Genomic DNA, 13,243 nt, shown 5'->3' on the forward strand with positions numbered 1-13,243 from the left:
GCCGATGGGGTCGGGACACGAGACACCTCGTGGCGGTTTGCCGGGGCCACGTCGAGCCCCCATAATAGCCGGCTCGACATGGCTGGGAGCGCCCATGGAACCTTTCAAGAACATCGGTCTGATCGGTCGTCTCGGCAGCGGCAGCGTGGTCGAGACGCTGCGCCGGCTGATCCGTTTCCTGGGCACGCGTGGCTATCATGTCATCATCGAGGACCGTACCGCCAGCGGGCTGGACGAACATCGCCAGCAGGAAGCCAGCCGCAGTCAGCTCGGCGAACTCTGCGATCTGGTGATCGTGGTCGGCGGCGACGGCAGCATGCTCGGCGCCGGCCGGGCGCTATGCCGTAGCGGCACGCCGGTGCTGGGCATCAACCGGGGTCGGCTGGGCTTTCTGACCGACATCCTGCCCGACGAGGTCGAGGAAAAGGTCGGCGAGGTGCTGGCCGGCGACTATGAAACCGAACGGCGCTTTCTGCTCGACGCCGAGGTGTATCGCGAGGGCTTGCTGGTCGGCGCCTCCGATGCGCTGAACGACGTGGTCGTGCACCCCGGCAAGGCCGTGCAGATGATCGAGTTCGAGCTGTTCATCGATGGCCTGTTCGTCTATAGCCAGCGCGCCGATGGGCTGATCATGGCCACGCCCACCGGCTCCACGGCCTACGCGCTGTCCGGCGGCGGCCCGATCGTGCACCCCGGACTCGAGGCGATCACTCTGGTGCCGATGTTCCCGCATACGCTGTCGAGCCGGCCGATCGTGGTCGACGCCGCCAGCGAGATCAAGATCCATATCGGCGAGACCAACGAAGCCTATCCGCACGTCAGTTGCGACGGCCAGACCCAGGTGGTCTCCAAGCCCGGCGACATCCTTTATGTGCGCCGCAAGGCGCAACGCCTGACACTGATTCATCCGCGCGGTCACAACTATTACGAGATCTGCCGCAGCAAACTCGGCTGGAGCAGCCGGCTGGGGGAGTGACATGAACATGACCGGCGGCATCGACGGCTACGACCTGGTCGGCGACGTGCACGGCTGCGGCGCGACGCTGGGCGCACTGCTGGAAAAGCTCGGCTATCACCTCGCCGGCGGCGTCTATCGCCATCCGCGCCGCAAGGTGATCTTCCTCGGCGATCTGATCGATCGCGGCCCGCGGATTCGCCTGGCGGTGTCGATCGCCCGGCGCATGGTCGAGTCCGGCGAGGCGTTCATGGTGATGGGCAACCATGAGATCAACGCGCTGGCCTACTATCAGCGTTGCCCTCCGGGCGCCGGCTGTGAATGGTTGCGCGAGCACACGCCGCGGCACAACCGGGTCATCCGCGAGACCCTCGAGCAGTACCGCGATCATCCCGCCGAATGGGACGACACGCTGGCCTGGTTCATGGAAATTCCGTTGCTGCTCGAGCGTGACGGCCTGCGGGTGGTCCATGCCTGCTGGGATGCACCGTTGATCGAGCGCTTTCGCGCCGCCTATCCCGAGGGTCGCATCGACGCGGCTTTCCTCCGGGAGTCCGCGTATTCCGGAAGCTTCGCGTTCCGGGTGCTCGAGCGGTTGACCCGAGGCGTTCACCTGAGTCTGCCCGAAGGCATTGCGATTCACTCCGGCGACGGCTTCACCCGGCGAACCTTCCGTGCGCATTTCTGGGCCCGCGACCCGCAGACCTACGGTGACGTCATATTCCAGCCCGACAACTTGCCCGGCGCTCTGGAACTGCGCCGGTTGTCGGATGACGAGCGTGCGCTGCTGCCTTATTACGGCCCCGAGCAGTGTCCGCTGTTCCTCGGCCATTACTGGTGCGAAGGGGTGCCGGCGCTGCCGGCGCCGAACATCGCCTGTCTCGATTACAGTGCGGTCAAGTTCGGCCGTCTGGTCGCCTACCGCTGGGACGGCGAGACGACCCTGAGCGCCGACAAGTTCGTCTGGCTGCGCGTGCCCCAGGATGAACGCGCCCGTCCCCGGCCCGGGGGAATCGATCTCGACTCATGAAGCTACAATTCATTACACAATTTTTTCGCCCTGCCATGAAACTAGTTTACGCGGCGGCCGTCAGAGTGAGTGTTCCCTTGAATGATCCCTTGCTTATTGTCCGGCGGCCTCCTCCGCCGGACTTTTCTTTTTGGTGCGTTTTTCATGTGCCCCTGTTTTTCATGTGCTCCTATCGCGTGTTCAGGCTGCATCGGGCTCGCGAGTCGCTGGCGATACGACCCGGCCGGGTGAGGGCTGGCCAAAGAGGATAAGGAACGATCATGCACAAGGTGCTGATGATCCCCCGCGAAACCGATACCCGTGCCCTGCGCCAGGCGCTCTGGGCGCAACGCATCGGGCATCGTTTCAGCGAGGAGGGCGATGCTCAGGTGTTATGGCTGGCCGACCCGCGCCAGCACGCGCAGATGATGCAGCTCATCGAGCGCTGGCAGCGTGGCGAGCCGCTGCTGCGCGACGACGACCCGCCGCGGGCCAGCGCCGGCTGGGGGCGCGGTGCACTGGCCGAGGCGCCGCTGACCGCCGGAATCATAGGGCTATGCCTGATGGTCTTCGCGCTGATGGCCCTGTTCGGCGATCGGGTCATCGCCTGGCTGACCATCGTCCCGGTGAGCGTGGTCGGCAACGGCCTGAACGTCGGTACGCTCACCGGCGCGCTGGGCGACGGTCAGTTCTGGCGTCTGCTGTCGCCGGCCTTCCTGCACTTCGGCTGGATGCATCTGATCTTCAACATGCTGTGGCTGTGGTACTTCGGTCGCCAGATCGAGAGCCTGCACGGCAGCGCTCGGCTGGCCTGGGTCGTGGCGATCAGCGCGGCGGGTTCCAACCTCGCGCAATACGTCACCGGGACGGTGCTGTTCGGCGGCATGTCCGGCGTCGACTACGCGCTGCTCGGCTATGTGTGGCTGATGTCGCGACGGGTTCCGCAGAGCGGTTTTTTCGTGCCGACCATGCTGGTGGTCTTCATGCTCGGCTGGATGGTCTTCACGATGACCGATTTCGCCGCACCGGTCGGCTTCGGCAATGTCGCCAACGAGGCCCATCTGGGAGGCCTGCTGTTGGGGCTGGCGATCGGCTGGCTGGCCAGCCGGCGTGCCAAATCCCATTGACGTTATTCAACCAGCGCCCGGCCAGCGTCCGGGTCGGGCAATAGCTCGCGAACACGATGCCGGTATCGGCTATGGCGGAGATGACGATGAGTGAAATGACCTTCGAGCGAATGATCGCGCAAATGACGCCGACGATCTACGACAGCCTCAAGCAGGCCGTGGCACTGCGCAAGTGGCCCGATGGCAGGCGCCTCAGCGACGAGCAGACCGAGCTGTGTCTGGAGGCGGTGATCCGCTACGAGATCGAGCACAACGTGCCCGAGAGCGAGCGGGTGGGGTATCTGCAGAACAGCTGCAAGAGCCAGCCTGCGGAGAGCGCTGGCGAGGACAGCATCAAGTGGATGAACTGATTGCGCGTCAGGGGAACCTGAGCAAGATGGCGATCGCCATGGGCGACGACGGTCTGGCGCGCTATACGCTACGCGCCGGCGAGTCGCGCCTGGATCTCAATGCGCGGCTGGGCCAGACGTTGCGGCTGAGCCATAGCGGGGCGATCGCCTGTACCCACTGCGGGCGAGCCACGCGCAAGAGCTTCGGCCAGGGTCATTGCTATCCCTGTTTCAAGCGCCTGGCGCAGTGCGATACCTGCATCGTCAAGCCGGAAACCTGCCACTACTTTGCCGGCACCTGCCGCGAGCCCGAGTGGGGCGAGCGCCACTGCTTCCAGCCGCACGTGGTCTATCTGGCCAACTCCTCGGGGCTCAAGGTGGGTATCACCCGGCATACCCAGTTGCCGACCCGCTGGCTCGACCAGGGTGCGATCCAGGCGTTGCCGATCCTCGAGGTGGAGACCCGCCAGCAGTCGGGCTTTGTCGAGATGCTGTTCAAGGGCCAGGTCGCCGATCGCACCAACTGGCGGGCGATGCTCAAGGGCGAAGTCGCCGAAATCGATTTGTGCGCCGAGCGCGACCGGCTGCTGGCGACGCTGGCCGACGGACTCGCCGACCTGCGCGCACGCTTCGGCGAAAATACCATCCGTACGCTCGACGCCGAGCCGCTGGCTATCGACTATCCGATACTCGAAGCGCCGACCAAGGTGGTCTCGCACAACTTCGACAAGACGCCCAGCGTCGGCGGGACCCTGATGGGCTTGAAGGGCCAGTACCTGATGTTCAATACCGGGGTGATCAACCTGCGCAAGTTCACCGGCTATGAAATCAGCGTGGAATAGCCTTCGAGGGGCGTTGGGCTGTCGCCTCCTGGGGATCGAGTATGCTGATTTCGCGGTTCCAGCGGGCCATGAAGGCGGCGCGGCGCAGCGGATCGACGAAGGCCAGCAGCGAGGCATCGATGGGGATTGGATAGAGCCGTTCGCCGACCTGGTCGCGCAGCCGCTGAGCAGTATAGGGGCCGATGACCTCGGGCAGCACGCTGAACAGCGGCGTGCGGCCGGCGAGGATGCGCTGGCCCTCGACACCGAGCAGAAAACTGACGAACGTCTTGGCGGCCGCCGGGTGCGGCGCATCGCGGTGCACGAAGGCCATGCGCATCATCACCAGCGCATAGTCCTGGGGCACCTGCACGATCAGCTCCGGATGGGTCTGCGCCCAACGCATGGCGTAGGAGCCCAGCAGGTTGTAGCCCACCCAATACTTGCCGCTGGTCAGGCCATCGAGCATGGCTTGGGTCGTTGCCTCAAGGCTGACTTCGGCGGCGCCCATGGCGGCGACCAGATCCCAGAAGCGTGGCGAGTAGCGCGCGTCCTGCTGGAACAGGGTGTAGCCGACGCCACTACGCGAGGGCGAGTAAGTGGTCACCTTGCCACGCAGGATGTCGAGCTTGGAAGTCAGCAGGGCGTTCAGGTCGGCGTGGGTGGCCGGTGGCATCATGCGCCGCGACAGGTCGAGCCGGTAGGCCATGACTATCGGCTCGAAGGGGAAGCCGAACACCTCGTTGCGCCACTTGGCCCATGCGGGCCAGTCGCGCGCCTCGTCGCTGTCAAGCGGCTGGGCGAGTCCCTCGTTGACCCGCGCCAGTTGCCAGGGCATGGCGGAGCTGATCACCACGTCGGGGGCTGGCCGGACGTTCCGGGCACGCCGGTCGACTTCGAGCGTGGAGCGGTCATGATATTCCAGGGCAATGTCGGGGCGCGCGCGCTCGAAGGCATCGAGTAGCGGGGCGATGACCTGACGGTCGAGGGCGGCCTCGATTACCAGGGGCGTCCTGACTTGCGCCAGCGTATCGAGGGGTATCAAGCACAGCAGCACCAGGTATGCCCGCCAGTGTCGCAGCATGTCAGGTTTCCTCCGGCAGCAGCGAGAAACGTATACCGATCCACAAGCCATGGCTTGGCGCATTGCGTACGCTCAGCACGGCGTCGTGTCGTCGGGCAATGGAATCGACGATGGCCAGGCCAAGGCCGGTGCCCTGGGTGTCCTGCCGTCCGGCGCGCTCGAAGGGCTGATGCAGGCGGCCGAGCAGGTCGTCGCTCACGCCGGGCCCGTTGTCCTCGATGCCGAGCGTCACCGTGTCGGCCCTGCGCTCCAGGCCGAGGGTGATCTCGCTGCCCGGCGGCGTATAGCGCAGCGCATTGTCGATCAGGTTGCCGATCATCTCACGCAGGGACCAGGGCTCGCCCTGGATGCGCAGCGGCGCCTCGGGTAACGGCGCCAGGCCCAGGTCGTGATGCTGGGCGACATCGCGCTCGGCCCATTCCATCACGGTGTCGCGCAGCAGGGCGGCCAGGTCGATCGCTGTCAGGCTCCCTTCATCGGCGTGACGCAGGCGGGCCAGGCTCAGTAACTGGCCGGCCAGGCGGCTGGTGCGTGCCGCGCTGTGGTGGATGGTCTCCAGGGCCTGGCGCCAGTCGGCGGGACATTCACTCTGCAGGGCCAGCTCGCTGGTGCTCTGCAAGCCGGCGAGCGGGGTCTTGAGCTGGTGGCTGGCATCGGCGGTGAAGCGCAGCAATGCATCGCGACCCTCGCGCTGGCGAGCGAGCAGCGTATTGAGGGTATCCGCCATGTCGTAGAGTTCGCCGGGGACCCGCGCATGCAGCGGGCTGACGTCGTCGGCATCGCGCTGACGCAGCAACTGGCGCAGGCGGCGTACCGGGCCGAGTGCGGTACGGATGGCCAGCAGCATCAGCAACCCGGCCAGCAATACCATGGCCAGAAAACGCGTCAGGGTGCCCACGAACAGGTCGCCGGCCAGGGTCTCGCGGCCCGACAGGGTATGCCCGACCCAGATCTGCACCGGATCCAGCGACTCCCAGCCGGCGGAGGTCAGCTCGTGGCCGTGCAGGCGGATGGGCGTCTCGGTATGGGGAACGGTCATCCACACCGGCTTGGCCTGGGCGGCGCGTTGCCACGCGGGTTTCACGGCACCGTCGAGGTTGCCGGTCACTTCATTGCCGGCTGCGTCGAGAATCGCGTAGAACACCCGCTCCTGCTGGTCGGTGGCGAGTATCTGGAAGGCCGCCGCCGGCATCTCGACGATCGGTCGACCGTCCTGCCACTGGATCGCCTCGGCGATGGTCAGCCCCGCTGCTTCCAACTGGCTGTCGTAGGCGCGATTGGCGGCGCGCTGAGCGCTGGTATAGGCCTCGACCAGCAGGAATGCACCGAGCACACCGACGGCGGTCAGCAACCATACGGCCAAACGCCGCTTCAGCGTGCCGTCGACGACGATCACGCAGGGTCGTCCTCCAGACGATAACCCAGCCCGCGCAGGGTGCGGATGCGCAGGCCGCTGCCCTGCAGGCGCTTGCGCAGGCGGCTGATGTAGACCTCCAGCGCGTTGGGGCCGACCTCGCCGAAGCCGAACAGGCGGGTCTCGAGCATCTCCCGAGGAGCGATGCGCCCGGCATGCAACAGCAGCCCTTCCAGCAATCCCAGCTCGCGGCGCGGCAGCGCCAGCGTCTCGCCCTGCAAGGTGGCGGCGCCCGAGGCGGGGTCGAAGCACAGCGGCCCGAACTGCAGGCGATTGTCGGTGCGCTGCTGGCTGCGGCGCAGCAGCGCACGCACCCGGGCTTCGAGTTCGGCGATCGAAAAGGGCTTGGCCAGGTAATCATCGGCGCCCAGGTCGAGACCGCGCACGCGCGCGTCGATCCCATCGCGGGCGGTAAGGATCAGTACCGGCGTGGCGTCGCCGCGCTCGCGCAGCTCGGCGAGCAGTGCCAGGCCGTTGCCGTCGGGCAATCCCAGGTCGAGCACGACCAGGTCGAACCGACTATGCGCCAGTGCCGCGCAGGCATCCGCCAGGCGGGGGAACGTCTCGACGGTATTGCCCAGCGGGTCGAGGGCAGCGACGAGCGAGCGGGCGATCAGCGGGTCGTCTTCGACGATGAGCAGGCGCATTGGACCAAAGTCTCGCGGGGGTGGGGCACCGATGACAGGTTGATGAAAGGTTGGATGCCTAGCATCTCCTGGGTCATCGAAATGATGACGGCAGGTAGGGTATACCCCTCACGCTGACACTCTGACAACAAAGAAACAGGAGTCCGCCATGAAATTCAACTCGCCATTTCGCCGCTGGTCCTCGCTGATCGCGCTCAGCGGCGCGCTGATGACCGGCACGGCCCAGGCCCAGTCCGACGCTCCCGAGTGCATCGCCCCGGCCAAGCCGGGCGGTGGTTACGACCTGACCTGCCGCCTGGCGGCCAATGGGCTGCAGGAAACTGGCCTGATCGACAAGCCGATGATGGTCAGCTACATGCCCGGCGGCATCGGCGCGGTGGCCTACAACCACGTCAACGGCGTGCGCAACGACGATCCTAACCTGATCGTCGCGGCGAGTACCGGTGCGGCCGTCAACCTGGCGCTGGGCAAGTTCGGCGAGTACGACGCTGATGAGGTGCGCTGGCTGGGGGCGCTGGGCGCCGACTACGGCGCCATCGTGGTCAAGGCCGACGCACCTTGGCAGAACCTCGACGAACTCATGCAGGATCTCAAGACCCAGCCGGGCAAGATCGTCTTCGGCGCCGGGGGTACCGTGGGCAGCCAGGACTGGATGAAGGCGGCACTGACCGCCAAGGCGGCGGGCATCTCGCCGCGCGATCTGCGCTACGTGGCCTTCGAGGGGGGCGGCGAGTCGTTGGCGGCCCTGCTCGGTGATCACGTCCAAGTCTTCACTGGCGACATGTCGGAGCTGCGCCCGTACCTGGAAAGCGGCAAGATCCGCGTGCTGGCCTCGCTGTCCGAAGAACGTCTGGGCGGGCCCTACGCCGACATCGCCACCGCCGCCGAGCAGGGCTACGACGTGCAGTGGCCGATCTGGCGTGGCTACTACATGGGCCCGGATGTCAGCGATGAGGCCTATCAGCAATGGGTGAGCAAGCTCAAGACGCTGTCCGAAAAGAAGGCGTTCGCCGAGCTGCGCGAGGCGCGCGGACTGTTCCCGATGTCGCGTTTCGGCGATGACTTCGACAGCTACGTCAAGCAGCAGGTCGCTCAGTTCAAGCAGCTTGCCGAAGAAGTGGGTCTGACACAATGAAACTCGCCGCCGACCGCATCCTGGGACTCGCCCTGATCGGTCTGGCGGCGTTCGCCGCCGTCCAGGCCGCCAACCTGCAGATCCCGTTCAGCTACGAGCCCGTGGGGCCCAAGGTTTTCCCCATCGGCCTGTCGATGATGCTCGCCGCGTTGTCCCTGGTATTGGTGTTTCGTCCGGGCGAGAACGGCCACTGGCCGGACAAGGCGCTGATGCTGAAGTTACTGGCGGTGCTGGGTGCGCTGGTGGTCTATGCGCTGCTGTTCACTCAATTGGGCTTTTTCGGGTCCACCTTCCTTGTGGTGCTGGCCCTGGCCCGGTTGTTCGAGGCGACCTGGCTCAAGGCGCTGCTGGCTGCCGTGCTGATGACCCTGGGCAGCTACTTTCTGTTCACGCAGGGGTTGGGAATTTCCCTGCCACGTGGCTATTGGCTGTCCGATCTCGCCTGAGGAACCCGGCATGTTCGATTTTCTGATAGACGGTTTCGGCGTCGCCCTGACCCCGCTCAATCTGGGGCTGGCCTTTCTGGGCGCCGTGCTGGGCACGCTGTTCGGCGCGCTGCCGGGCATCGGTCCGATCAACGGCATCGCCATTCTCATGCCGCTGGCCTATACGCTGGGGCTGCCCGCCGAGTCAGCGCTGATCCTGCTGGCCGGGGTCTACACCGGCGCGGAGTACGGCGGCCGCATGTCGAGTATCCTGCTCAACGTGCCGGGGGATGCCGGGGCGGTGATGACCACCCTCGACGGCCATCCGCTGGCCAAGAAGGGCCTGGCCGGCCCGGCGCTGGGGCTGTCCGCGGTGAGCTCGTTCGTGGGGGCAACCATCGCCATCATCGGCCTGACGCTGTTCGCGCCGCTGCTGGCCGAGGTCGCGGTGATGTTCGGCCCCGCCGAGTTCTTTGCCTTGATGGTGTTCGCTTTCTCTTCCATGGCGGTGATGATGGGCAAGGACCCGATCAAGACTGCCATCGGCGCCGTGCTCGGCGTGATGATCGCCATGGTGGGCGTGGATTCCGGCACCGGCGTGCTGCGCTATACCTTCGGCATGGCCGAGCTTTACGATGGCATCGACTTCGTGGTGATGATTATCGGGCTGTTCGCGATCAGCGAGATCCTGCTGATGCTGGAACACGCCAATCGCCAGGATGCCAGTGACGAGATGCCGCCGCTGGGGCGGGTGATGGTCAGCTTCAAGGAGCTCGCCTACTGCAAGTGGACCATGCTGCGCTGCGGGTTGATCGGCTTCATCGTCGGCGTGTTGCCGGGCACCGGCGCCTCCGTGGCCGGGGCGGTCTCCTATACCACCGAGAAGCGCATCTCCGACAAGGAAGGCACCTTCGGTACCGGCGACATGCGTGGTCTGGCCGCGCCCGAGGCGGCGAACAATGCCTCCGCGGCGGGCTCCTTCGTGCCCATGCTGACACTGGGCATTCCCGGTTCGGGGACCACCGCGGTGTTGCTGGGTGCGCTGATGCTCTACAACATCACGCCGGGGCCGCTGCTATTTTCCGAACGCCCCGAGGTGGCCGGTGGCCTGATCGCCTCGCTGTACATCGGTAACGTGGTGCTGCTGGCACTCAACCTGCCGCTGGCGGGACTGTTCGCCCGGGTGCTGACCCTTCCGCGCTGGGTGCTGGTGCCCGGCATCGCCATTCTGGCCTTCGCCGGGGTCTATCAGCTGAACTCCGACCTCACCGCCATCTACCTGATGCTGATCATCGGCGTGTTCGGCTACTTGCTGCGCAAGCTGGGCTTCTCGCTGGCCCCGGTGATTCTCGGCTACGTGCTCGGCGGGCTGATGGAAGACAACCTGCGCCGCGCCCTGTCGATCAGCGGCGGCGACCTGGGCATCCTGTGGCAATCGGGCATCTCGCTGGGGCTATGGATCGCCGCGGCGTTGCTGCTGGTGGTGCCGTGGCTGATGGCGAAGTTGCTGGCCCGCAGGTCGCTGGACGGCGTCTGACAGTTGCCGCATCCTCTGGCGGCGCTGGACCCGGACCGGACGCGTGGAGAGCCGATCCGGCCGCGCTTTCAATGACCACATGACAGAGGGGTTGCCTTGATTGGCACGATCAAAGGTCGGTGCATTGCCACCGGCAAGCTGCTTCCGACACTCGCCGTCGGCGCCGCCGGTGGCGGTATTGCCTATGCATTCGATATTCCATTGCCCTGGCTGCTGGGAGCACTGATCGCGACCACCGTGCTCAGCCTGGGCGGCGTGCGTCTGCGCGCGCCCACCACCTCGCGCAAGGCGGTGCTGGTGGTGATCGGGGTAATGCTCGGCGCAGCGTTCACCCCCGATATGACCGGCGACGTGGCCCTGTGGGGCACGAGTCTGGTGCTGATGCTGCTGGCCACGGCGGTGATGATGGCGTTCTCGGTGTGGTTCGGTCGGCGCGTGGCCGGCTATTCCATGGCTACCGCGATGTACTCGGGAGTGCCCGGCGGCGTATCGGCGGTCACGCTGATGGCGGCGGACTCGGAGGCCGATCTACGTGTGGTGGGGCTGACCCATGCGGTGCGCATTCTAGTGCTGCTGGTGGCGATACCGCCGGCACTCGATCTGGTCGGCCATGTCAGCCTGCAGTCGCGCCGTCTGACACTGGACGAGTGGCTGGCGGTACCGGGTTTCGGCGATGCCCTGCTGCTGGTCGGAGCCGGCATCATTGGCATGTGGCTGGGGCGACGCCTGCACCTGCCCAACCCGTTGCTGTTCGGGCCGGTGCTGCTGTCCGGCGCCCTGCACGTGAGCGGCGTGACCGAGGCGGCGATTCCGCCGACCATCGTCGCGCTGGCGCAGATCATCATCGGCGTCTCGGTGGGCGTGCGCTTCGGCGGAACGTCGCTGGCCACGGTGGGAACGAACCTCATGATGGCGGTCTTGCAGGCGGTTGCGCTGTTGCTGATCACCATTGTTGCCGCCTGGCTGGTAAACGCCCTCACCGGCTATTCGACAGCGGCGCTGTTGCTGGCCTACATGCCGGGTGGCGCGCCCGAATTGAGCCTGGTGGCGCTATCGCTGGGCATCGATCCGGCCTTCGTCACGTCGCACCACCTGCTGCGCATCAGCGTGCTGGTATTGCTGTTGCCTGCGCTGCTGCGAATCGCCATGCGGCGAATGCATAATGCTTGATTCCTGGAGCCTTGCGGCAGCGTGCGCAAGGCCTGATCAGTGCGGGTGCCGGCGGTTGGCCTCCATGCGCTCGAGAAAGACGCCCATTACCTTGTCGTAGAGCCGCGGACCGAGCACCAGGTCCTCGACGCCGGCATCCAGGTTGGGGTTGTCGTTGATCTCGATTACCACCACCCGATCGCCGAGATGCTTGATGTCCACCCCGTAGAGGCCGTTGCCGATCAGTCGCGTGGCCTTCAGCGCGGCCTTGATCACCGGCTTGGGGACGTCCTCCGGAGCGTGGGTGGTGAACCCGCCGCTGCGCGTCTTGCCGCGCGAATGATCGTAGATCTGCCAGTGGCCGCGGGCCATGTAGTAGCGGCTGGCGTAGAGCACCTGGCCATCGAGTACGCCGATGCGCCAGTCGTAGTCGGTGGGCAGCCACTCCTGGAGCAGCAGCAGCGCCGACGATTCGAACAGTCGCGCGGCCTCCTGTGCCAGCGCCTCGGCCGAGGCGATCTTGACCACGCCCCGCGAGAAGGCGCCGTCGGGAATCTTGAGCACCATCGGGAACTCTAGCCCGGCGGCCTTTTCGGGCAGCTGCTTGAGATCGTCGCGGTACAGCAGCAAACCATCCGGCGCCGGCACGCCGCGCGCACCCAGCAGGGCATGCAGGTAGACCTTGTTGGTGCAGCGCAGGATCGAGCGCGGGTCGTCGATCACCACCAGGCCTTCATGCTCGGCACGTCGCGCCATGCGGTAGGTGTGGTGATCGAGGCGGGTGGTCTCGCGGATGAACAGCGCGTCGAACTCGGCCAGTCGCGCTTCGTCGCGCTTGGTGATCAACGACACATCGATGCCCAGCCGGCGTCCGGCACGGATGAACTGCTTGAGCGCGCTCCTGTTGCTCGGCGGCAGGGCTTCCTTGGGGTCGACCAGGATCGCCAGGTCGTAGCGGTAGCGGCGACGCGCCTTGGGAGTGCGCCAGATCTTGCGCGAATGGCGGTTCAACGCCTGGGCGAAGCGGTCCTGCTCGGCTCCGCGCAGGGCGCTGAGCGCCAGCGGCTTGAGCCGGGTCAGCCGCCACAGCCCCTGGCGGCGCTGGAAGCGCGCCTCCATCAGCGGGCAGGGCAGGCGTTCGAACAGTCGCCGCGCCAGCCGGCCGAGGCCTTCCTCGAGACACTCGCCGAACATCACGCGCAGCGTGAACGCCTCGCCGGGCAGCGCGCCACGTCGCGACAACTCGTCCATCAGCGGCGCCAGCGACTCGAGCTGCAGATCGACCAGCGCCTTGCGCGACAGCTGGTTGAGCGTCTCGACGCTGGGCAGTACCCGCTGGCCGCGGGCCTGGGCCAGCAGCGACACATAGTAGCCGGTGTCCAGGTAGTCCAGCCCGCCACACAGGTTGATGACCTGGGTGGCGCTGTCCTGGGTGCCGGTGGCTTCCTGGGCCAGGTAATCGGCGGCGCTGATCAGGTCGTCGCTGGGGTAGTAGGGGCGCCAGTCGGCGAGCCGGTCGACAACGATACGCAACGGTGACATGGGCGAGCTTCCTGGCTGAAGTGTACGGAGCGGGCGGGCCCCGATTGGCGCTAGAATGCACTTGACCGC

13 protein-coding genes are annotated in these 13,243 nt (G+C 66.2%); 9 read left to right on the forward strand and 4 right to left on the reverse strand.

The features are described from left to right. Nucleotides 1-94: 94 nt before the first annotated feature. From HALZIN_RS0103305 to HALZIN_RS0103325, 5 genes are all read left to right on the forward strand, one after another. Complete coding sequence (locus tag HALZIN_RS0103305; RefSeq protein ID WP_031382825.1) at nucleotides 95-976, forward strand: NAD(+) kinase; 882 nt, start codon at nucleotides 95-97, stop codon at nucleotides 974-976. Nucleotide 977: 1 nt separating this feature from the next. After that, complete coding sequence (locus HALZIN_RS0103310; RefSeq protein WP_031382826.1) at nucleotides 978-1,985, forward strand: metallophosphoesterase; 1,008 nt, start codon at nucleotides 978-980, stop codon at nucleotides 1,983-1,985. Nucleotides 1,986-2,245: 260 nt separating this feature from the next. After that, nucleotides 2,246-3,091: a rhomboid family intramembrane serine protease gene (locus tag HALZIN_RS0103315; protein ID WP_031382827.1), complete on the forward strand. Its 846-nt coding sequence runs from the start codon at nucleotides 2,246-2,248 to the stop codon at nucleotides 3,089-3,091. Between the two features lie 86 nt (nucleotides 3,092-3,177). Then, on the forward strand, nucleotides 3,178-3,441 hold the full coding sequence (locus HALZIN_RS0103320; protein WP_031382828.1) for a YeaC family protein: 264 nt from the start codon (nucleotides 3,178-3,180) through the stop codon (nucleotides 3,439-3,441). Between the two features lie 26 nt (nucleotides 3,442-3,467). Continuing rightward, complete coding sequence (locus tag HALZIN_RS0103325; protein ID WP_051907590.1) at nucleotides 3,468-4,262, forward strand: DUF2797 domain-containing protein; 795 nt, start codon at nucleotides 3,468-3,470, stop codon at nucleotides 4,260-4,262. Here HALZIN_RS0103325 and HALZIN_RS0103330 read toward each other — a convergent pair. The 3 genes from HALZIN_RS0103330 to HALZIN_RS0103340 are packed head-to-tail and all read right to left on the reverse strand — an operon-like array spanning nucleotide 4,249 to nucleotide 7,386. Beyond that, nucleotides 4,249-5,325, reverse strand: coding sequence for an ABC transporter substrate-binding protein (locus HALZIN_RS0103330; RefSeq protein ID WP_051907353.1), 1,077 nt, complete (start codon nucleotides 5,323-5,325; stop codon nucleotides 4,249-4,251). The two genes, HALZIN_RS0103325 and HALZIN_RS0103330, sit on opposite strands and share 14 nt — an antisense overlap. Nucleotide 5,326: 1 nt before the next feature. Then, on the reverse strand, nucleotides 5,327-6,721 hold the full coding sequence (locus HALZIN_RS0103335; RefSeq protein WP_031382831.1) for a sensor histidine kinase: 1,395 nt from the start codon (nucleotides 6,719-6,721) through the stop codon (nucleotides 5,327-5,329). Then, entirely contained in the window at nucleotides 6,718-7,386 is a 669-nt protein-coding gene (locus HALZIN_RS0103340) for a response regulator (protein WP_031382832.1), read from the reverse strand. Before HALZIN_RS0103340 ends, HALZIN_RS0103335 begins: the two co-directional genes overlap by 4 nt. A gap of 148 nt (nucleotides 7,387-7,534) precedes the next feature. On the opposite strand from HALZIN_RS0103340, the gene HALZIN_RS0103345 reads away from it, so the two are divergent. The 4 genes from HALZIN_RS0103345 (at nucleotide 7,535) to HALZIN_RS0103360 (ending at nucleotide 11,653) form a co-directional block, all read left to right on the forward strand. Beyond that, nucleotides 7,535-8,521: a Bug family tripartite tricarboxylate transporter substrate binding protein gene (locus HALZIN_RS0103345; protein ID WP_031382833.1), complete on the forward strand. Its 987-nt coding sequence runs from the start codon at nucleotides 7,535-7,537 to the stop codon at nucleotides 8,519-8,521. Further along, a complete protein-coding gene (locus HALZIN_RS0103350; protein ID WP_031382834.1) occupies nucleotides 8,518-8,967 on the forward strand; it encodes a tripartite tricarboxylate transporter TctB family protein in 450 nt (149 codons plus the stop codon). Before HALZIN_RS0103345 ends, HALZIN_RS0103350 begins: the two co-directional genes overlap by 4 nt. 10 nt (nucleotides 8,968-8,977) lie before the next feature. Beyond that, nucleotides 8,978-10,483, forward strand: coding sequence for a tripartite tricarboxylate transporter permease (locus HALZIN_RS0103355; protein WP_031382835.1), 1,506 nt, complete (start codon nucleotides 8,978-8,980; stop codon nucleotides 10,481-10,483). A gap of 96 nt (nucleotides 10,484-10,579) precedes the next feature. Next, nucleotides 10,580-11,653, forward strand: coding sequence for an AbrB family transcriptional regulator (locus HALZIN_RS0103360; RefSeq protein ID WP_031382836.1), 1,074 nt, complete (start codon nucleotides 10,580-10,582; stop codon nucleotides 11,651-11,653). 36 nt (nucleotides 11,654-11,689) lie between these two features. On the opposite strand, the gene HALZIN_RS0103365 is transcribed toward HALZIN_RS0103360, so the two are convergent. After that, entirely contained in the window at nucleotides 11,690-13,174 is a 1,485-nt protein-coding gene (locus HALZIN_RS0103365; protein ID WP_031382837.1) for a RimK family protein, read from the reverse strand. Between the last annotated feature and the right edge of the window lie 69 nt (nucleotides 13,175-13,243).

The sequence above is a fragment of the Halomonas zincidurans B6 genome (assembly GCF_000731955.1).
GTDB classification, from domain to species: Bacteria; Pseudomonadota; Gammaproteobacteria; order Pseudomonadales; family Halomonadaceae; genus Modicisalibacter; species Modicisalibacter zincidurans.